Source organism: Micromonospora sp. NPDC051543, assembly GCF_044454415.1.
Classification (GTDB): Bacteria; Actinomycetota; Actinomycetes; order Mycobacteriales; family Micromonosporaceae; genus Micromonospora.
The window spans coordinates 48,170-68,150 of record NZ_JBITDT010000008.1 but is presented as its reverse complement, the minus strand read 5'-3'; the positions used below and the strand labels follow the sequence as shown (position 1 = coordinate 68,150).

The 19,981-nt window shown below is 72.2% G+C and carries 15 protein-coding genes; 4 read left to right on the top strand and 11 right to left on the bottom strand.

The window, feature by feature from the left end:
* The first annotated feature begins 115 nt into the window (after positions 1 to 115).
* The gene (locus ACIA3K_RS16300) at positions 116 to 1,063 is read left to right on the top strand and encodes a DUF389 domain-containing protein (protein ID WP_396801847.1); all 948 of its coding nucleotides are present in this window, start codon (positions 116 to 118) and stop codon (positions 1,061 to 1,063) included.
* On the opposite strand, the gene ACIA3K_RS16295 is transcribed toward ACIA3K_RS16300, so the two are convergent.
* Both ACIA3K_RS16295 and ACIA3K_RS16290 read right to left on the bottom strand, forming a co-directional pair.
* Positions 993 to 1,460 carry a hypothetical protein gene (locus tag ACIA3K_RS16295; protein ID WP_396801845.1) on the bottom strand — a complete coding sequence of 156 codons (468 nt, stop codon included), beginning with the start codon at positions 1,458 to 1,460 and terminating at the stop codon, positions 993 to 995. The genes ACIA3K_RS16300 and ACIA3K_RS16295 overlap by 71 nt on opposite strands.
* A gap of 169 nt (positions 1,461 to 1,629) precedes the next feature.
* Positions 1,630 to 4,107 carry a Tex family protein gene (locus ACIA3K_RS16290; RefSeq protein WP_396801843.1) on the bottom strand — a complete coding sequence of 826 codons (2,478 nt, stop codon included), beginning with the start codon at positions 4,105 to 4,107 and terminating at the stop codon, positions 1,630 to 1,632.
* A 175-nt stretch (positions 4,108 to 4,282) separates the two neighbouring features.
* Here ACIA3K_RS16290 and ACIA3K_RS16285 point away from each other — a divergent pair, with 175 nt between their 5' ends.
* Positions 4,283 to 5,794: a deoxyguanosinetriphosphate triphosphohydrolase family protein gene (locus tag ACIA3K_RS16285; protein ID WP_396801841.1), complete on the top strand. Its 1,512-nt coding sequence runs from the start codon at positions 4,283 to 4,285 to the stop codon at positions 5,792 to 5,794.
* 47 nt (positions 5,795 to 5,841) lie between these two features.
* Here the strand turns inward: ACIA3K_RS16285 and ACIA3K_RS16280 are convergent, their stop codons facing one another.
* From ACIA3K_RS16280 to ACIA3K_RS16250, 7 genes are all read right to left on the bottom strand, one after another.
* Positions 5,842 to 6,987: an MBL fold metallo-hydrolase gene (locus tag ACIA3K_RS16280; protein WP_396801839.1), complete on the bottom strand. Its 1,146-nt coding sequence runs from the start codon at positions 6,985 to 6,987 to the stop codon at positions 5,842 to 5,844.
* Between the two features lie 114 nt (positions 6,988 to 7,101).
* A complete protein-coding gene (locus ACIA3K_RS16275) occupies positions 7,102 to 8,103 on the bottom strand; it encodes a serine hydrolase (protein ID WP_396801837.1) in 1,002 nt (333 codons plus the stop codon).
* A gap of 108 nt (positions 8,104 to 8,211) precedes the next feature.
* Positions 8,212 to 9,174 carry an SDR family NAD(P)-dependent oxidoreductase gene (locus ACIA3K_RS16270; RefSeq protein WP_396801836.1) on the bottom strand — a complete coding sequence of 321 codons (963 nt, stop codon included), beginning with the start codon at positions 9,172 to 9,174 and terminating at the stop codon, positions 8,212 to 8,214.
* On the bottom strand, positions 9,171 to 10,355 hold the full coding sequence (locus ACIA3K_RS16265) for a zinc-dependent alcohol dehydrogenase (RefSeq protein WP_396801835.1): 1,185 nt from the start codon (positions 10,353 to 10,355) through the stop codon (positions 9,171 to 9,173). Before ACIA3K_RS16265 ends, ACIA3K_RS16270 begins: the two co-directional genes overlap by 4 nt.
* A 218-nt stretch (positions 10,356 to 10,573) precedes the next feature.
* Positions 10,574 to 11,335 carry a succinate dehydrogenase/fumarate reductase iron-sulfur subunit gene (locus ACIA3K_RS16260; RefSeq protein WP_396801834.1) on the bottom strand — a complete coding sequence of 254 codons (762 nt, stop codon included), beginning with the start codon at positions 11,333 to 11,335 and terminating at the stop codon, positions 10,574 to 10,576.
* On the bottom strand, positions 11,332 to 13,269 hold the full coding sequence (locus tag ACIA3K_RS16255) for a fumarate reductase/succinate dehydrogenase flavoprotein subunit (RefSeq protein WP_355050273.1): 1,938 nt from the start codon (positions 13,267 to 13,269) through the stop codon (positions 11,332 to 11,334). Before ACIA3K_RS16255 ends, ACIA3K_RS16260 begins: the two co-directional genes overlap by 4 nt.
* A gap of 1 nt (position 13,270) precedes the next feature.
* Entirely contained in the window at positions 13,271 to 13,954 is a 684-nt protein-coding gene (locus ACIA3K_RS16250; RefSeq protein ID WP_396801833.1) for a succinate dehydrogenase cytochrome b subunit, read from the bottom strand.
* An 83-nt stretch (positions 13,955 to 14,037) separates the two neighbouring features.
* On the opposite strand from ACIA3K_RS16250, the gene ACIA3K_RS16245 reads away from it, so the two are divergent.
* Positions 14,038 to 14,970 (top strand): LysR family transcriptional regulator, encoded by a 933-nt coding sequence (locus tag ACIA3K_RS16245; RefSeq protein ID WP_396801832.1) that lies wholly within the window; start codon positions 14,038 to 14,040, stop codon positions 14,968 to 14,970.
* A 54-nt stretch (positions 14,971 to 15,024) separates the two neighbouring features.
* Here ACIA3K_RS16245 and hrpA read toward each other — a convergent pair whose 3' ends face one another.
* On the bottom strand, positions 15,025 to 19,077 hold the full coding sequence (gene hrpA / locus ACIA3K_RS16240; protein WP_396801830.1) for an ATP-dependent RNA helicase HrpA: 4,053 nt from the start codon (positions 19,075 to 19,077) through the stop codon (positions 15,025 to 15,027).
* A gap of 119 nt (positions 19,078 to 19,196) precedes the next feature.
* Between hrpA and ACIA3K_RS16235 the strand changes: the two genes are divergently transcribed.
* Positions 19,197 to 19,565: a cytidine deaminase gene (locus ACIA3K_RS16235; protein WP_396801829.1), complete on the top strand. Its 369-nt coding sequence runs from the start codon at positions 19,197 to 19,199 to the stop codon at positions 19,563 to 19,565.
* A 5-nt stretch (positions 19,566 to 19,570) separates the two neighbouring features.
* Here ACIA3K_RS16235 and ACIA3K_RS16230 read toward each other — a convergent pair whose 3' ends face one another.
* A complete protein-coding gene (locus ACIA3K_RS16230; protein ID WP_396801828.1) occupies positions 19,571 to 19,930 on the bottom strand; it encodes a YciI family protein in 360 nt (119 codons plus the stop codon).
* Between the last annotated feature and the right edge of the window lie 51 nt (positions 19,931 to 19,981).

Sequence of the window (19,981 nt, the reverse complement as noted above, 5' to 3'; positions counted from 1 at the left end):
GCTCCCGTTGTGGCCCCGGCCTTGTGCAGCTCCCGGCCTCGACGGGGCGAGCTGTAGAGTCGCGACGGCCGGTCGGGCGCGGGAAGCACCGGCCGGACCGGCGAGGGGATGGCGCGTGCTGCACCTGAGGGTGATCACCCCGGAGAGCAGGTCGACGGAGGTCGTCGACCTGCTCTCAGCAGAGGCAGGAGTGACTCACCTCGCCGTGCTGCCGGGTGCCGCCCGGCAACCGCCGGGCGATCTCATCCTCTGCGACGTGGTGCGGGAGAGCGCGGACCGCGTGCTGCGGGAGTTGCGGCGGATCGGCGTGGACACCAGCGGCGGCATCGCGGCCGAGGACATCGAGCTGACCATCTCCGCGGCGGCCGACCGGGCGGCGGACCGGGCGCCGGGCAGTGGCGCGGACGCGGTGGTCTGGGACGAGATCGCCGCGAAGACCGGCGAGCAGACGGAACTGTCCGGCACGTACCTCGTACTGATCGTGGTGGCCACCATGATCGCCGGCATCGGGGTGCTGCTGGACCAGCCGATTCTCATCGTCGGGGCGATGGTCGTCGGTCCGGAGTTCGGCCCCCTCGCCGCGCTGTGCGTGGCGTTGCTGCGCCGCCGGCTCGGGGTGATCGGCCGCTCGGTGCAGGCTCTCGTGGTCGGCTTCATGGCGGCCATGGTGGCGACCGTGCTGAGCACCTGGGCGCTGACCGCAGCCGGCCTGGTCAGTCGGGAGATGCTGCTCGCCGAACGCCCACTCACCGACTTCATCTGGCGGCCGGACGCGTTGTCCTGGGTGGTCGGTCTCCTCGCCGGCGTGGCCGGGATGCTCTCGTTGACGTCGAAGAAGTCCGGCAGCCTGGTCGGGGTGCTGATCTCGGTGACGACGGTCCCGGCCGCGGCGAACGTGGCGGTGGCTGCCGCCTACGGAGTATGGGACGAAGCGGGCGGCTCGGCACTCCAACTGGTCATCAACCTGAGTGCGATCGTCCTGGCCGGCCTGCTCACCCTCGTGGTGCAGCAGGCCTGGTGGTGGGGTCTGGCTCGCCGGTCCCGTCGTCCAGCAACCGGGTGAGCAGCGTCCGCAACGGGATCGACTCGCCGTCGCGTCCACCGGACCCGACCACCAACGGCGCCGGGCTGGGTTCCGGGTCGGCGCCGAACAGCCGGGCCCGCAGACCTCCGGGCACGGTCAGCAGGTGGAACCGGCCGGCCACGTCCACCGCCCGGGTCTCGGCCCGGTCGACGTACCAGCCGTTCAGCCTGGTCCGGTAGCGCCCGCGCCCGTCGTAACCCCGGGCGACCAGCCGGGTGGTGCGCAGTCCCCGCCGGGTCGCCTCGGCCACGAACCAGGCCACCAGCTTCGCCGCCTCGGCCTGCTCGGCGGCCCGCCGCCGCGCGTCCGCGTCGGCATGCGCGCGCACCGCCCGCTGCTGCTGCTCCCGCCACGTCCGGCCGTCCGGCTCGTTCACAAAGCCGACGGTACGCGACGCCCCCGCCCCGCCCCCGCCCCGCCCCGCCCCGCCTCCGCCTGCGTCGATCTTGCAGTTTCTGTCGTCGAGATAGGCGGAATGCCAGCTTATGTCGGGACAGTAAGTGCAAGATCGACGCAGGCGGCGTGGGGTTGACGTGCTGAGCGGGTTAGGCCAGGCCGGCGCGGCGCAGGGCTTCGGCCATCGCATCGTTGGCCGGCGCCGGTGCGCCCTGCCGCTGCTGCCCGCCGCGACCACCCTGCCCGCCGCCACGACCGCCCTGGCCGCCACGACTGTCCTGCCCGCCACCACGACCGCCCTGGCCTTCGCGACCACCCTGCCCGCCGGACCCGCCGCGACCGCCGGACCCGCCCTGGCCGGCCTGGCCCCCGCGACCACCCTGCGGTCCGCGCTGCGCCGGGCCGCCACGCCCCTCCTGGCTCGTCCGACCACCGGCGGCCGGCTCGTCCTCCAGGCGCAGGGTCAGTGAGATGCGCTTTCGGGGTACGTCCACGTCGAGCACCCGGACCTTGACCACGTCGCCGGACTTCACCACCTCGCGGGGGTCCTTCACGAACGTCCGGGACATCGCCGACACGTGCACCAGGCCGTCCTGGTGCACCCCGACGTCCACGAACGCGCCGAAGGCGGCCACGTTGGTGACCACACCCTCCAGCACCATGCCCGGCGTCAGATCGCCGATCTTCTCCACGCCCTCGACGAAGGTGGCGGTGCGGAACTCCGGCCGGGGGTCACGGCCCGGCTTCTCCAGCTCGGCGAGGATGTCGGTGACGGTGGGCAGGCCGAACCGGTCGTCGACGAAGTCGGTGGCCCGCAGCCCGCGCAGGATCGCGCTCTTGCCGATCACCGCGCGCAGGTCCTGCCCGGTGCTGGCGAGGATGCGCCGCACCACCGGGTACGCCTCGGGGTGCACGCTGGACGAGTCCAGCGGGTCGTCGCCGCCGGGGATCCGCAGGAAGCCCGCGCACTGCTCGAACGCCTTCGGCCCGAGCCGGGCCACCTTCTTCAGCTCGGTCCGCGACCGGAACGGCCCGTTGGAGTCCCGGTGCAGCACGATGTTCTCGGCCAGCCCGGCCCCGATCCCGGAGACCCGGGTCAGCAGCGGCGCGGACGCGGTGTTCACGTCCACCCCGACCGCGTTGACGCAGTCCTCCACGACGGCGTCCAGCGACCGGGAGAGCTTCACCTCGGACAGGTCGTGCTGGTACTGGCCGACGCCGATCGAGCGCGGGTCGATCTTGACCAGCTCGGCGAGCGGGTCCTGGAGACGACGGGCGATGGAGACCGCGCCGCGCAGCGACACGTCCATCCCGGGTAGCTCCTGCGAGGCGTACGCGGAGGCGGAGTAGACCGACGCGCCGGCCTCGGAGACCATCACCTTGGTCAGGTTGAGCTGCGGGTGCCGCTTGATCAGGTCACCGGCCAGCTTGTCGGTCTCGCGCGAGGCGGTGCCGTTGCCGATCGCGACCAGCTCCACGCCGTGCGCGCCGGCCAGTCGGGCCAGGGTCTCGATCGACGCGTCCCACTGCCGACGCGGCTCGTGCGGGTAGATGGTGTCGGTGGCGACCACCTTGCCGGTGGCGTCGACCACGGCCACCTTCACGCCGGTCCGCAGGCCCGGGTCCAGGCCCATCGTCGGCCGGGTGCCGGCCGGCGCGGCGAGCAGCAGGTCGCGCAGGTTGGTGGCGAAGACCCGTACGGCCTCCTCCTCGGCGGCCTGCCACAGCCGCATCCGCAGGTCGGCCCCGAGGTGGATGAGGATGCGCGTACGCCAGGCCCAGCGGACCGTGTCGGTCAACCACCGGTCCGCGGGACGCCCGGCGTCGGACACGCCGAACCGGCCGGCGATCATCGCCTCGTACCGGGTCGGACCGGTCGGTACGGCGTCGGCCTCGCCGGCCTCCTCCGACTCCATGGTGAGGTCGAGCACGCCCTCCTTCTCGCCCCGGAACATCGCCAGGATGCGGTGCGACGGCAGCTTGGGGTACGGCTCGGAGAAGTCGAAGTAGTCGGCGAACTTCGCGCCGGCCGTCTCCTGACCATCGCGTACCCGGGAGGCCAGCCGGCCCCGCGACCACATCTGCTCGCGCAGCGTGCCGATCAGGTCGGCGTCCTCGGCGAAGGTCTCGATGAGGATCGCCCGCGCGCCCTCCAGCGCGGCGGCGGCGTCGACGACACCCCGGTCCGCGTCGACGTACCCGGCGGCCGTGGCCCGAGGGTCCTGGCTCGGGTCGGCCAGCAGCGTCTCGGCCAGCGGCGCGAGGCCGGCCTCGCGGGCGATCTGCGCCCGGGTCCGCCGCTTCGGCTTGTACGGCAGGTAGATGTCCTCCAGCCGCGACTTCGAGTCGGCGGCCATGATCTGTGCTTCCAGCGCCTCGTCCAGCTTGCCCTGGCCGCGGATCGACTCCAGCACGGCGGCCCGCCGCTCGTCCAGCTCCCGCAGGTAGCGCAGCCGCTCCTCCAGGGTGCGCAGCTGGGTGTCGTCGAGCAGGCCGGTGGCCTCCTTGCGGTAGCGGGCGATGAACGGCACGGTGGCGCCGCCGTCGAGCAGCTCCACGGCCGCCCGCACCTGACGCTCGGCCACGCCGAGCTCGTCGGCGATCCGCTGATGAACAGACTGGGTCACGATCTCGATCCGCCTTCGACTCGATCCGCCCTCGAAGAGCGGTTACCGCCTGCATTCTGCCGGGCGGCCCCGGTGAGTGTCGCCGCGCCCGGCCAGGTCGCTCCGCCGCGCCCCGGCGCGCAGGCCGGGTCGATCCCTCGACCGGCCCCACCGGGCCTGCGCTAGCGTGGCGATCATGGAATCACCTGCGGAGCCGCGCGCCCGACGGCTCTTCGGCGGCAGCGCCCGGGCTCTCGGCGACCTCACGGCCAACCCGTTCCGCGCCGACCGGGACCGGATCGTCGGCTCGCCGTTCTTTGCCCGGCTCGGCGGGGTCACCCAGGTGATCAGCCCGGTCGGCTCCGGGTTGCTGGTGCACAACCGGCTCACCCACAGCCTCAAGGTCGCCCAGGTGGCCCGCGCCATCGCCGAGCGGTTGACGGCCGACGACAGGTGGCGTGACCTGCTGGACAAGCTCGGCGGCTGTGACCCCGACGTGGTGGAGGCCGCCGCGCTCGCGCACGACCTCGGCCACCCGCCGTTCGGCCACCTGGGGGAGCGGGTGCTCGACCGGTTGGCCCGCCAGCGTCTGGGCCTCGCCGACGGCTTCGAGGGCAACGCGCAGTCGTATCGGATCGTCACGAGCACCGAGATCCGGGGCGCCGCCACCACCGGGTTGGACCTGACCGCCGCGGTCCGCGCGGCGATGCTGAAGTACCCGTGGACGCGGCTGGACTACCCCGACCCTCACCCGCGCCTGCTGGACCCGCCGCCGCGGGGCGCCACCCCGCCGCCGGACGACCCGGAGAGTGGCTCGTTGAAGTTCGGGGCGTACCGGACCGAGCTGGACGACCTGCGGCAGGCCCGGGAGCCGTTCGTTGGCCGCATTCCGGACTGGCAGCAGACCGTCGAGGCGTCCGTCATGGACACCGCCGACGACATCGCGTACGCCATCCACGACGTGGAGGACTTCTACCGGGTCGGGGTGCTCCAGCAGGGCGCGGTGTCCGCCGAGCTGATGGCCTGGCAGCGCGAGGTCGGGCACTTCCGGGCGATCACCGACGGGGCGCTGGCCACCTCGGCCCGACGACCCGGCGCGGCCATCGAGCGCCTCCGCCGGCAACTGCACCGCAAGGACGCCTGGGTCGCCAACGACGACGCGTTCGCCGCCGCCGTCGAGCACGTCCGCGAGGAGTTGGTGGACGGGCTGCTCGCGCTGCCGTTCGACGGCTCGATCGAGGCGGAGCAGTACGTGGCGCGGTTCTCCGCCCGCTGGTCCACCCGCTTCGTCGAGGCCGTCACCGTGACCGACCAGCCGTCGGTGCGCTCCGGGCACGTGCTGCTCGGTAGCGCGCAGTGGCACGAGGTCCAGGTGCTCAAGTTCGTCCACCACCGGTTCGTGCTGGCCCGCCCCGACCTGGCCCTGCACCAGCGTGGTCAGGCCCGACTCCTGGGCACCCTGGTGGAGGCGCTGTGGGAGTGGCTGCTCGACCCGGAGGAGGAGTCCCGCCTACCCCGGCGGCTGCACGACCTGGTCGAGCTGGCCGAGGCCGAGCTGCACCCGCGTACGCCGCACCGGATCGGCCGCGCCCGGGGACGCGCGATCGTGGACTTCGTCGCGCAGCTCACCGACGGCCAGGCGGTCGCCATGCTGGACGCGCTCTCCGGTCGCTCCGGCGCGCTCTGGACCGACGCCTTCGTGCTCTGACCCCGCCTCCGGCGACGGACTGCCGTCTCCGGCGACGGACCGCCACCTCAGGCGACGGACTGCCACCAACCGTCGACGGCGGGCGGGTCGTCGACCACCACCCGCTCACCCGGGCGGGGAACGGCGAGCCGCACGTCCCGGGCCTTCGCCTCGGCCCACAGCCGGTTCACCGGCTCCGACCAGTCGTGCAGGGCCAGGTTGAACGTCGCCCAGTGCACCGGGATGAACAGCCCGCCGCGCAGGTCGAGGTGGGCGTCGACCGCCTCCTCGGGGAACATGTGGATGGTCGGCCAGGCCCGGTCGTACGCGCCGATCTGCATCAGCGTGACGTCGAAGGGCCCGTGCTCGGCGCCGATCGCCGCGTACCCGGCGAAGTAGCCGGAGTCACCGGTGTAGAAGACCTTGCGTCGTGCCCCGGCGACCACCCAGGAGCTCCAGAGCGTGCCGTCGCGGCGCAGCCCGCGACCGGAGAAGTGCTGGGCGGCGGTGGCGGTGATCTCCAACCCGTCGACCCGGTGCGACTCGGACCAGTCCAGCTCGATGATCCGCTCGGCGGGCACCCCCCAGCGGTCCAGGTGGGCGCCCACTCCGAGCGGCACCACGAACGGCGCCGACTGCCCGGCGACCAGCGCCCGCACGGTGGGCATGTCCAGGTGGTCGTAGTGGTCGTGGGAGATCAGGATGGCGTCGAGCGGGGGCAGTTCGTCGATGCCCACCGGCGGCTCGTGCAGCCGACGCGGACCGACCGCGCCGGACGGCGAGCAGCGGTCACTCCACACCGGGTCGAGCAGGACCCGCCGGCCCTCGATCTCGATCAGCGCCGAGGCATGGCCGTACCAGACGATGTTCAGCTCGTCGGCGGTGTCGGCGGCCGGCGACGCGCCGGGCCGAAGCAGCGGCACGGGCGCGGTGGGGCGGCGCTTCTGCTTGCCGAAGATCAGTTCCCGGACCAGGTTACGACCCGGTTCGGCGGCGACCATCGTGCGGACGTCGGCCTGGTTGTGGAACGTGCCGTCACGGAACTGCGGCGAGCGGGCCGCCCGCTCGGCCCGGGCCCCGGCGAGTCGCCCGCCCAGTGCCGCCGGCACGTCCCGTGCCATCCAGGCCAGGCCGGCCAGCGCGGCCAGTCCCGCCGTCGCCCGCATCCGTCGCCCGAGCGACCGCTGCCCGTCCGTGCGTTCCGTTGGCGTCATCGCCGTCCCTCCGCCGTGTCCCGCACTACACGGTAGTTCCCCCGCGAGGTTCCCGCCCCGGCGGTCGCCCGCACCGGGCCGGTCGTCCCCCCGACGACCGACCCGGCAGCGGAGTCAGCCGCCGTTGCTGGGCCGCTGGACGGTCGTCCGGTACGCGGTGCCCGCGCCCCCGAGGCGGTCCACCGCGGCGAGGAACCTCGGACCCATGGCGGCCCGCGCCCGCACCGCCGGATGGGTCGCGCCGAAGTTGTCCGGGTCGGCCTGCCCGTCGGCGAAGAGCGCGTAGGTGAGCACCGCCGCGCCGGACCGGTCGAAGATCACACCGGCCTCGTGCCGGGCGTCGGCGAACCAGCCGGCCTTCGTGGCGATGCGGGCCCGATCGTCGGAGGACATGGTGCGACGGATCCCGTCGGTGAAGGCCACCGGGGAGCGCAGCAGCCCGAGCAGGTGCGTTGTCGAGGCCGGCGAGAGCAGCGTGCCGGCGACCAGGGCCCGTAGCAGGTCGTGCGTCTCCCGGGGAGTGCTGGTGCCGAGGAAGAACCGGTTCGGGTTGGCGACCGGCTCGACCTGGGTGTTCGGGAAGCCCTTGGCGACCAGGATCGAGTTGATCTCGGCGGCCGGGGCGACCAGCCCGCACAGTCGTACGGCGGTGTCGTCCGAGACGGTCAGCAGGTTCGCCAGCACGTGCCCCAGCGTCACGCTGCTCGGGTACGCGCCGTCCAGGCTGAAGATGCCGTCACCACCGGGCACCACGATCGCCGCGGTCACCTCGACCCGCTGGTCCAGCGTCAGCAGTCCACGGTCGACCTTGTCCAACACGGCCGTGGCGACCGCGATCTTGTTGACGCTGTACGCCTCGATCGTCCGGTCCGCGTCCGCCGCCACCGCGACGACCGGCGTGCCCGCCGGGTCGGCCACGCTGACGTACGCCTGCCAGTTGCCGCCAGCCTCGGCGCGGTGGCGGCCGAAGACGGTGGCGACCCGCCGGGCCGCCTGCGCGGGGGTGGTCGGTGTCGCCTCGGCGGCGCTGGCCGGAGTGGTCACGGCGAGCACCGTACCGGCGGTGGTCACCGTGCCCAGTCCGAGGGCGGTCCTGCGGCTCAGTCGGATGGTCAATCGTCTCTCCCGTCGTGGGGCGCCGGAGCGCCTGCCGGCCCCCCACGCTAGGCGAGTTGATCTATCCACGATGCCTCCGGAGAGAGTCCCGAACAGTCCCGAACGGTCTTACCCGGACCGTCGGCGCAGCGCGGCGGCGATCGCGCCGGCCGCCGTCCCACGGAGCTGTGCCGCCGGCCCGGACACCGCCCGGGTGAGCTGCCGCAGGTCGGGCAGGTGACCGCCACGGACCGCCTCGCCCGCCGGGTTCGGCGCGAAGACCGAGCCGTCGTGCGCCGCGACCGGCCGTCCACTGAGGCCGGCGAGCCGCATCAACGGGCCGACGAGGACGTCGTAGACGCCGGGCAGCAGCGTGAAGCCGGCGCGTAGCAGCACGTTCAGCCGCCCCACCGACACCTCCCGACGGGGACTGTCCACACAGTCGACGATGGCCCGGGCCACCCGCTGCGGCCCGGCGACCGGCGGTGGAGGGCGGCCGACGCGACCCAGATAGTTGGCCGCCTGCTGGTAGACGGGTGTGTCCACACTGCCCGGGTTGACCAGGCACAGCCGGATTCCCGGGCTGTCCCGCAGCTCCTGCTGGAGCGTCCGGGCCAGCCCCTGCAAACCCCACTTGCTGGTCACGTACGCGCTCATGTACGGCGCGGTGATGTGCCCGAGCACCGAACCGGTGAGGATCAACGTCCCGACGCCGGTGGCCCGGAAGTGCCGCAGCGCCACCCGGGCCGCGCCGGCGGCGGCCAGCAGATCCGTCCGCACCACCTGGTCGAACACCCGCTCCGGCAGCTCGTCGAAGCGCCCATAGGCCATCACCGCCGCCGTGTGCACCCAGACGTCGATGCGGCCGAACCGTTCGATCGCCGCCTCCGCCAGCGCGTCCAGCGCGCCCGCCTCGGTGACGTCGGTCGCCACGGTCAGCACCTCGACGTCCGCGCACTCCTCGCGTACCTCGGCGAGGGTCTGCGGCGCGCGGGCCGCGAGGACCAGGCGGTCGCCGCGCTCGGCGAACGCCCGGGCCGTCGCCCGACCGATCCCGCTGGTCGCGCCCGCGACCACCACCACCCGACTCACGGTTCCAGGACCACCTTGATGCAGGCGTCCTCCTTCTTCTGGAACATCTCGTACGCGCGCGGCGCGTCGCTCAGCGGCAGCCGGTGGGTACGCAGATCCTCCACCCCCAGCGGGTCGTCGTCGCCGGAGAGCAGCGGCATGATCTCGTCGACCCAGCGGCGCACGTGGCACTGCCCCATCCGCAGTTGGACGCCCCGGTCGAACATCTCCATCATCGGCATCGGGTCGGCCTCGCCGCCGTACACCCCGGAGAGCGAGACGGTGCCGCCGCGCCGGACCGCCTTGAGCGCGGCGTGCAGGACGGCGAGCCGGTCGATGGCGACCCGGTCCGTCAGCGTCTGGGCGAGCTTGTCCGGCAGTAGTCCGACGGCCGCGTGGGCGAGCTTGCCGACCGGCGAGCCGTGCGCCTCCATGCCGACCGCGTCGATGACCGCGTCCGGACCGCGCCCGTCGACCAGGTCGATCAGCGCGCCCGGCACGTCGGACAACTCGCGTACGTCGAGCACCTCGATGCCGTGCCGGCGAGCCAGCTCCAGCCGCTCGGGCACCAGGTCCAGTCCGATGACGCGTCCGGCGCCGAGGTGGCGGCCGATGCGGGCGCAGAACTGGCCGACCGGGCCCAGCCCGAAGACGGCGAGCGTGCCGCCGGGCGGGGTGTCCGCGTACTTCACCGCCTGCCAGGCGGTGGGCAGGATGTCGGAGAGGTAGAGGTAGCGCTCGTCCGCGCCGGTCTGCGGGATCTTGATCGGCCCGAAGTGGGCCTGCGGAACGCGTAGGTACTCGGCCTGGCCGCCGGGCACCGACCCGTAGAGGGACGTGTAGCCGAACAGTGCCGCGCCCTTGCCCTCGCTGGTCACCTGGGTCGTCTCGCACTGGGCGTAGAGCTGGCGTCGGCACATCCAGCAGTCGCCGCAGGAGATGTTGAACGGCACCACCACCCGGTCGCCGGCCTTCAGGCCGGTCACCTCCGGGCCGACCTCCTCGACGATCCCCATCGGCTCGTGTCCCAGGATGTCCCCGGGCTTCAGGTACGGCCCCAGCACCTCGTACAGGTGCAGATCCGAGCCGCAGATCGCCGTCGATGTGATCTTGACGATCGCGTCGGTCGGCTCCTCGATCCGGGGGTCGGGCACCTCCTCGACCCGTACGTCCCGCTTGCCCTGCCAGGTCAACGCCTTCATGTCCGGCTGCCCTCCGTCGGTCCTCCCCTGACTGCTACCCGGGAAGGGGGCGTTGAAGCGCTCCGGCCTCGTCGGTGGTTGCGGTTGATCGACTCGGGTTCCAGGAAGCTGGGGTGTCGTGGGCGCCCGGACCGGCCGACTTCCTGGATGTCGAGTTGCTGACCGCCGCGCCCGACGATCGGGGCGCGGCGGTCAGGGGGTTGCCTGGGCCGGAAGGGTCAGGAGCCGGGGGTGTTGCCACCCTTGGTGGTGGCCGACAGGTAGTCGCGGTTGAGCCGGCCGATGGTGTTCAGCGGGATGCCCTTCGGGCAGGCCACCGTGCACTCACCGGCGTTGGTGCAGCCGCCGAAGCCCGCCTCGTCGTGCGCGTCGACCATGCCGATCACCCGGGTGTAGCGCTCCGGCTGGCCCTGCGGCAGCAGCGAGAGCTGGGTGAGCTTGGCGGCGGTGAAGAGCATGCCGGAGCCGTTCGGGCAGGCCGCCACGCACGCGCCGCAGCCGATGCAGGCCGCCGACTCGAAGGCGGCGTCCGCGTTGGCCTTGGCGACCGGGGTGGAGTGGGCCTCGGGCGCGCTGCCGGTCGGCGCGGTGATGTAGCCACCGGCAGCGATGATCTTGTCGAAGGCGCTCCGGTTGACGACCAGGTCCTTGACGACCGGGAAGGCGCTGGCCCGCCACGGCTCGATGTCGATCGTGTCGCCGTCGGAGAACTGCCGCATGTGCAGCTGGCACGCCGTGGTGCCGCGCTGCGGCCCGTGCGCGTCCCCGTTGATCATGAGGCCGCACATGCCGCAGATGCCCTCGCGGCAGTCGTGGTCGAACGCCACCGGGTCCTCGCCGGAGAGGATCAGCCGCTCGTTGAGCACGTCGAGCATCTCCAGGAACGACATGTCCGGGGACACGTCGTCGACCGGGTAGGTCACCATCCGACCCTTGTCCTCAGGGCCCTTCTGGCGCCAGATGCGCAGGGTCAGGTTCACTTGTAGCTCCGCTGCGTGGGGTGGACGTATTCGAACTTCAGGTCTTCCTTGTGCAGCACCGAGGGCTCACCGGTGGCGGTGAACTCCCAGGCCGCGACGTACGCGAACTTCTCGTCGTCGCGCTGCGCCTCCCCGTCGGGGGTCTGGTGCTCGGCCCGGAAGTGACCGCCGCAGGACTCCTCGCGGTGCAGGGCGTCGATGCACATCAGCTCGGCCAGCTCGAAGAAGTCGGCCACCCGGCCGGCCTTCTCCAGCGACTGGTTCAGCTCCTCGCCGGTGCCGGACACCTTGACCCGCTGCCAGAACTGCTCGCGCAGGTCGCGGATCTCACCGATCGCCTTGCGCAGACCGGCCTCACTGCGCTCCATGCCGCAGTGCTCCCACATGATCTGGCCCAGCTCCCGGTGGAACGAGTCCACGGTCCGGTCGCCGTCGACCGCCAGCAGCCGCTGGATCCGGTCCTCGACGTCGGTACGCGCCTCGACCGCCGCCGGGTGGCTGGCGTCGACCTTCTCGAGGGGGCCCGAGGCCAGGTAGTTGGCGATGGTGGTGGGCAGCACGAAGTAGCCGTCGGCGAGGCCCTGCATCAGCGCCGAGGCGCCGAGCCGGTTCGCGCCGTGGTCGGAGAAGTTCGCCTCGCCGATCACGAACAGGCCCGGGATGCTGGACTGGAGGTCGTAGTCGACCCAGAGCCCGCCCATCGTGTAGTGCACGGCGGGGTAGATCCGCATCGGCACCTCGTACGGGTCCTCGCCGGTGATCCGCTCGTACATCTCGAAGAGGTTGCCGTACTTGGCCTCGATGGCCTTGCGGCCCAGCCGGTCGATCGCGTCGGCGAAGTCGAGGTAGACGCCGAGCTTGGTCGGACCGACGCCCCGGCCCTCGTCGCAGACGTTCTTGGCGGCGCGCGAGGCGATGTCGCGGGGGACCAGGTTGCCGAAGGACGGGTAGATCCGCTCCAGGTAGTAGTCCCGCTCGTCCTCGGGAATGTCCTTGGGGCTGCGATCGTCGCCCTTGCGCTTGGGCACCCACACCCGGCCGTCGTTGCGCAGCGACTCGCTCATCAGGGTCAGCTTCGACTGGTGGTCGCCGGAGACCGGGATGCAGGTCGGGTGGATCTGCGTGTAGCAGGGGTTGGCGAAGTACGCCCCCTTGCGGTGCGCCCGCCAGGTGGCGGTGACGTTGCAGCCCTTGGCGTTGGTGGAGAGGTAGAAGACGTTGCCGTAGCCGCCGGAGGCGAGCACGACCGCGTCGGCCATCTCGGTGCTGATCTCGCCGGTGACCAGGTCCCGGACGACGATGCCCCGGGCCTTGCCGTCGACGATGACCAGCTCCAGCATCTCGTGCCGGGCGTTCATCTCCACGTTGCCGAGGCCGATCTGCCGCTCCAGCGCCTGGTACGCGCCGAGCAGCAGCTGCTGGCCCGTCTGGCCCCGGGCGTAGAAGGTGCGCTGCACCTGCGCGCCGCCGAAGGAGCGGGTGTCCAGCAGGCCGCCGTACTCACGGGCGAACGGCACGCCCTGGGCGACGCACTGGTCGATGATGTTGACCGACACCTCGGCCAGGCGGTGCACGTTCGACTCCCGGGAGCGGAAGTCGCCGCCCTTGACGGTGTCGTAGAACAGCCGGTGCACGGAGTCGCCGTCGTTGCGGTAGTTCTTCGCGGCGTTGATGCCGCCCTGCGCCGCGATCGAGTGTGCCCGGCGCGGGCTGTCCTGGTAGCAGTAGGACTTGACGTGGTAGCCCTGCTCGGCCAGCGTCGCCGCGGCGGAGCCGCCGGCCAGGCCGGTGCCGACCACGATCACCGTCATCTTGCGGCGGTTGGCCGGGTTGACCAGCTTGGCCTCGAAGCGCCGGGTCTCCCAGCGCTTCTCGACCGGGCCGGCGGGCGCCTTCGTGTCGGCGATCGGGTCGCCCTCGGTGAAGAGTTCCATGTCAGGACACCAATCCGGTGAGTACGGCGAACGGGACCACCAGGTATCCGGCGCAGAGCACCACGGCGAAGACCAGCGCGGCGGCGCGTGCCCGACGCTCGCCCCGGGGCGTCTGCTGCCCGAGGCTGCGGAACGCGCTGAAGGCGCCGTGGCGCAGGTGGAAGCCGAGCGTGACGATCGCCAGGGTGTAGAAGAGCGTGACGTACCAGCGCTCCGGGGCGAAGTCGGCGACGACGTTGCCGTACGGCTTGCCCTCGTCGCCAACCGGGTTGAGCGTGCCGGTGGTCAGGTCCAGCAGGTGGTAGATCACGAACAGCAGGATGATCACGCCACCCCAGCGCATGGTGCGGGCCGCGTAGCTGCCCCGGACCTTCTTGCGGTGGGCGTACTTCACCGGGCGGGCGGCGCGGGCGCGCAGCGCCAACACGGTGGCGGCCACGATGTGGGCGACGACGGCCACCACGAGGACGGTGCGCAGGATCCACAGGAACCAGACACCGGGCAGCAGGGGCTTGCCGATGTCGCGCAGCCAGTGCGCGTAGTGGTCGAACGAGGTCTCCCCCGTGAACACCTTCAGGTTCCCGAGCATGTGCGCGATCAGGAACAGCACCAGCAGGATGCCCGTCACCGCCATGACGGCCTTGAGGCCGACGTTCGAGCGGATGGGCGACCGAGTTTTCGTCATTACCACGAGATCGACGCTAGGAGCACTTTGATCAGTCGTCCAATGCATCGAACTCGCAGCGTTGATAGCCATAAGCTATGTAGATGCAGCTCCATCAGCTCCGGTACTTCGTCGCGGTGGCCGAAGTACGACATTTCACCCAAGCCGCCGACATCGTTGGCATAACCCAGCCTTCGTTGAGTAAGCAAATTCACGCCCTCGAGACCGACCTCGGCGCCCCGCTGTTCGAGCGGGTAAGGGGCAACATCGCCCTCACCGCGGCCGGGGAGGTGCTCCTGCCGTTGGCGACCCGGATCCTCGCCGACGTGGAGACCGCGACCCGGGAGGTGCAGGAGCTGGTCGGCCTGCGCCGAGGGCGCGTACGCCTGGGCGCGACCCCGAGCCTGGCCACCTCGCTCGCCCCGCCGGTGCTGCGCCGGTTCCGCGACGCGCACCCCACCGTCGACCTCCGCGTCGAGGAGAGCGGCTCCCAGGACCTCGTGCGTGACCTGCTGCGCGGCGACCTGGACCTGGCGCTGATCATCATGCCGTCGCAGGGCGCGGACCCGGGCCTGCGCGTCGACCCGATCCTGCGCGAGAGCCTGGTGGTGGCCTCGGTGGACGAGGTGCCGACGGGCTCGGGGACGGGCGAGCTGCGCATCACCGATCTGCGCGACCAGCCGATGGTGATGTTCCGGGAGGGCTACGACCTGCGTGACGCCACCATCGCGGCGTGTCGGGAGGCGGGCTTCGAGCCCAGGTTCGCGGTGGACGGCGGCGAGATGGACGCCGTCCTCAGCTTCGTCGAGGCGGGACTCGGCATCGCGCTGGTGCCGGGGATCGTGCTGGCCCGCCGGCCCGGGGTGCGCGGCACGCCGCTGGCGTCCCCCGGGGTGACGCGGACCATCGCGGTGGCCCGTCGGCGTGACGTCGTGCCGACGCACGCCGGACGCGAACTGCGGCGGATCCTGCTCGACTACGTCCACTCCGCGATCGACCGGGGCGAGCTGCCGCCGGGCGTGGAGCCGCTGGGCTGACCCGGCCGGGGCCGCTGCCGCCGCGAAGAGTCGGCAGCGGCCAGGCCGGCGGGCTCAGCGGCCCTCGGCGTCGTCCATCGCGCGGTAGATCCGCTGCTCCGAGACGGGGTACGGGGTGCCCAGCGCCTGGGCGAACACGTTCACCCGCAACTCCTCGATCATCCAGCGGATCTGCCGAACAGCCGCCTCCTGCCGACGCGCGGGCGGTAGGGCGGCGAGCAGGTCGTCGTACTCCTTGCGCACCACCGCGATCCGGTCCTGCTGTTGGCGGTCGCGCTGCGGGTTGCCGCCGAGCCGGTCCAGCCGACGTTCGATGGCGGTGAGGTAGCGCAACAGGTCGGGCAGGCGGGCGTACCCGGTCTCGGTGATGAAGCCGGCGTGCACCAGCCCGGCGAGCTGCTTGCGGATGTCGGCCAGCGCCGCCACCACGGTCAGGTTGCGGGTCGCGCCGAGCCGCTGCTCGACCGCGTACGCGGCGGCGAGCACCCTGCGGACCCGGTCCATCACCTCGACGACGGTGTCGACCAGGTCGGCGCGGACCTTCTCGCGCAGGGCGGCGAAGCCCTCGGCGTCCCACGCCGGACCACCGGCGGCGTCGATCAGCCGGTCGATGGCCGCGCCGGCCGCGTCCTCGATCAGCTCCTGCACGCCGCCGTGCGGGTTGCGACTCAACGCCAGCTTCGCCTCGTTGCTCAACCGACCCTGGAGGAACCGGGCCGGGGACGGCACGGTGAGCCGCAGCAGCCGGCGGGTGCCGGCCCAGTGCGCGGCCTCCGCCTCGGCGGGGGAGTCGAACACCTTCACCCCGACCGTCGTGCCCTCGTCGACCAGAGCCGGGTACGCGGTCACCGCGTAGCCGGCACGGACCTGCTCGATGGTCCGGGGCAGCGTGCCGACGCTCCACTCGCGCAGGCCGGTCCGGGCGACCTCCGGCGCGGCGGCGGCCACGACCTGGCGTACCTCCTGACGCAGTTGACGTTGCAGGGCCGGCAGGTCCTTGCCCTCGGCGACCGGCTTGTCGTCGTCGCCCAGGATGCGGAAGGTCACCCGCAGGTGCGCGGGCAGCTTGTCCGGCTCCCAGGCGTCGCGGGGCACGGTGACACCGGTCATCCGCCGCAGCTCACGGGTGAGCGCGTCCAGCAGCGACGTCTCGCCGGGGTTGATCGCCGCGAGGGCGGCGCGGGCGTAGTCCGGCACCGGCACGAAGTTGCGCCGGATCGCCTTGGGCAGCGAGCGGATCAGCGCGATCACCGTCTCCTCGCGCAGCCCCGGCACCTGCCAGTCGAAGCTCTCCGCCGGCACCTGGTTGAGCAGCGGCAGCGGGATGTCCACGGTGACGCCGTCGGTCGCCGTGCCCGGCTCGAACCGGTAGGTCAGCGGCAGCGTCACCCCCTGGGTCTGCCACTCGTCGGGGTAGTCGCTCTCGTCGACACCGCCGCGACCGTCGTTGACCAGCAGGTCGCGGGTGAAGGTCAGCAGGTCGGGACGCTCGTGGCGGGTCTTCTTCCACCAGGTGTCGAAGTGCCGGCCGGAGACCACGTCGGCGGGGATCCGCTGGTCGTAGAAGCCGAAGATGGTCTCGTCGTCGACCAGGATGTCCCGGCGGCGGGCCCGGCTCTCCAACTCCTCGATCTCGCCCAGCAGCCGCTTGTTGTCGGCCCAGAACCGGTGGTGGGTCTGCCAGTCGCCCTCGACGAGGGCGTGCCGGATGAACAGCTCCCGGCTCAACGTCGGGTCGATCCGCCCGAAGTTGACCTTGCGGGAGGCGACCAGCGGCATGCCGTACAGGGTGACCTTCTCGTAGGCCATCACCGCGGCCTGCTTCTTCTCCCAGTGCGGCTCGCTGTAGCTGCGCTTGACCAGGTGCTGGGCGAGGGGCTCGACCCACTCCGGCTCGACCCGCCCGGCGGTGCGCCCCCACAGTCGGGACGTCTCCACCAACTCGGCGGCCATCACCCAGCGCGGCGGCTTCTTGAACAGCGCCGAGCCGGGGAACAGCGCGAACTTGGCACCCCGCGCCCCCAGGTACTCGTGTTTCTGGGCGTCCTTGAGGCCGATGTGCGACAGCAGGCCGGGCAGCAGCGACTGGTGCACCTTCGGGGTGTCGATCTCCTCCGGCAGGTCCGCGCCGCCCCGGCGGCCCGCGCCCCGGCCGGCGTCCGCCTCGGCCGAGGCGTCCCGCGCCGGCCGCCCGCCGCGCCGGTCGCCCTCGGCCGGGGTACGCAGCACCTGGCGCAACTGGCTGACGATGTCCTGCCACTCGCGGATCCGCAGGTAGTTCAGGTACTCCGCCTTGCACATCCGGCGGAACGCGCTGGACGACAGCTCCCGCTGCTGCTCGCGCAGGTAGCGCCACAGGTTCAGGTACGCGACGAAGTCCGACTCTTTGTCGGCGAACCGGGCGTGCGCCTGGTCGGCCTGGGCCTGCTTCTCGGCCGGGCGCTCACGGGGGTCCTGGATGGAGAGCGCGGCGGCGATCACCAGGATCTCGGTGGCACAGCCGTTGCGTTCGCCCTCGACCACCATCCGGGCCAGCCGCGGGTCGACCGGGAGCTGGGCGAGCCGCCGGCCCAGCGCGGTCAGCCGCTTCGCCGGGTCGGTCTCGGTCGGGTCGAGCGCGCCCAACTCGTGCAGCAGGTTGACGCCGTCGGTGATGTTGCGCTTGTCCGGTGGGTCGATGAACGGGAAGGCGGCCAGGTCGCCCAGCCCGATCGCGGTCATCTGGAGGATGACCGACGCCAGGTTGGTGCGCAGGATCTCCGGGTCGGTGAACTCGGGGCGGGACAGGAAGTCCTGCTCGTCGTAGAGGCGGATGCAGATACCGTCCGACGTACGACCGCAGCGGCCCTTGCGCTGGTTGGCCGACGCCTGCGAGACGGGCTCGATCGGTAGCCGCTGCACCTTGAGCCGGCTGGAGTAACGGGAGATGCGGGCGGTGCCCGGGTCCACCACGTACTTGATTCCCGGCACGGTCAGCGAGGTCTCCGCGACGTTGGTGGCGAGCACCACGCGTCGCGAGCTGTGCGCGGCGAAGACCCGGTGCTGCTCGGCGGCGGAGAGCCGCGCGTACAGCGGCAGGATCTCGGTGCCCAGCAGCGACCGCCTCTTCTGCACCAGCTTGCCCAGCGCGTCGGCGGTGTCGCGGATCTCCCGTTCGCCACTGAGGAAGACCAGGATGTCGCCGGGGCCCTCGGCGGCCAGCTCCTCGACGGCGTCGCCGATCGCCTGGATCTGGTCGCGGACGTTCTCCTCGTCGGCGTCGCCGTCCTCGTCGCCCTCGGCGACCTCGACCAGCGGCCGGTAGCGGACCTCCACGGGATAGGTGCGTCCGGAGACCTCGACGACCGGCGCCGGACTGCCCTGGGCGTCGGCGAAGTGCCTGGCGAAGCGGTCGGTCTCGATGGTCGCCGAGGTGATGATCACCTTGAGGTCGGGCCGGCGGGGCAGCAGCTCGCGCAGGTAGCCGAGGATGAAGTCGATGTTGAGGCTGCGCTCGTGCGCCTCGTCGATGATCAACGTGTCGTACTGGCGCAGCATCCGGTCGGTCTGCAACTCGGCGAGCAGGATGCCGTCGGTCATCAGCTTGACCAGGCTGCGGTCGCTCACCTGGTCGGTGAAGCGCACCTTGTAGCCGACCACGTCGCCCAGCTCGGTACCCAGCTCGTCGGCGATCCGGTCGGCCACCGTCCGGGCGGCCAGCCGCCGGGGCTGGGTGTGCCCGATCAGGCCGTTGATGCCGCGCCCCAGCTCCAGACAGATCTTCGGCAGCTGGGTCGTCTTGCCGGAGCCGGTCTCGCCGGCCACGATCACCACCTGGTGATCGCGGATGGCGGCGGCGATGTCGTCCTTGCGCTCGCTGACCGGCAACCCGACGGGGTACGCGATCGTCGGCACCGCCGCCCGCCGGTCGGCCAGCCGCTGCTCGGCCCGCGCCAGCTCGGCGGTGATCTCGGTCAGGGCCGCCTCCCGGCGCTGCGGGTCGCGCAGCTTGCGGGCGCCGTCCAGGCGTCGCTGGAGCCGGCGCTGGTCGCGGAACATCAGGGGACTGAGGCGGCGGTGCAGGTCGCGGACGGGATCTGTCGCGGCGGAGGAGGCTGGATTCTGCATGTCGTGCCCAAGGATAGGCAGCCCGGCGGCGGACCGCCCCTGGGTTACCGCGCGTGGGTGCCTCGGCGCGCGTACGGCGGTCTACAGTTGCGGCCGACGTCGAGCGCTGGGGGGCCGGGATGGAGTTGCGGGACACCGATCGAGCGCTGGTGCAGGCCGCCACGGCGGTCGCCAAACTCCGGTGCCGCAGCCGCCACCACACCGGCGCGTCGGCCGCCCGTACCGCCGACGGGCGGGTGTTCTCCGGGGTGAACCTGCACCACGACAGCGGGGACACCTGCGCGGAGCTGGTCGTCGTCGGCACCGCCGCCACGCAGGGCGTGACCGAGCTGGAGACCATCGTCTCGGTCGCCGACCGGGGTCGTACGGTCGTCGGGCCCTGCGACAGGTGCCGGCCGGTGCTCAGCGCGTACTTCCCGGCGCTGCGGGTCATCGTGGGCGAGCCGGACGACCTGCGGGTGCTGCCGATCGCGGACCTGCCCGGCTGACCGGGTCAGTCGCCCGCCGCCGCCTCAAGCATCGACGCGGGGATCGGCACGCCCTCGTACCGCACGTTGCCCTCGGGCACCATCCAGCTCGCCACCCGCGCGACGAGCAGGCCGGCACGGACGGCCGGGTCGTCGGCGTAGAGCCCGCGTACCTCGTCCGGGGCGATGGAGAAGACGACGAAGCCCCGCATCCGGTCGTCGTCGGCGTGCAGGAGCGGGCCGGCCGCGAGCACCAGTCCCTGCTCCACGAGCCCTGCCTGGTGGGCCAGATGGGCGTCACGTAGCCGGTCGATCGCCTCCGGTGGCAGCTCCGGCGGTTCCGACGGCCGGGTCAGCAGGACGACCGTGTGCTGGTCGAATCGCATGCCCCACACCCTATGGCGCTCGGTGTCCCTCTTACGGGTGTTATCCGTCTT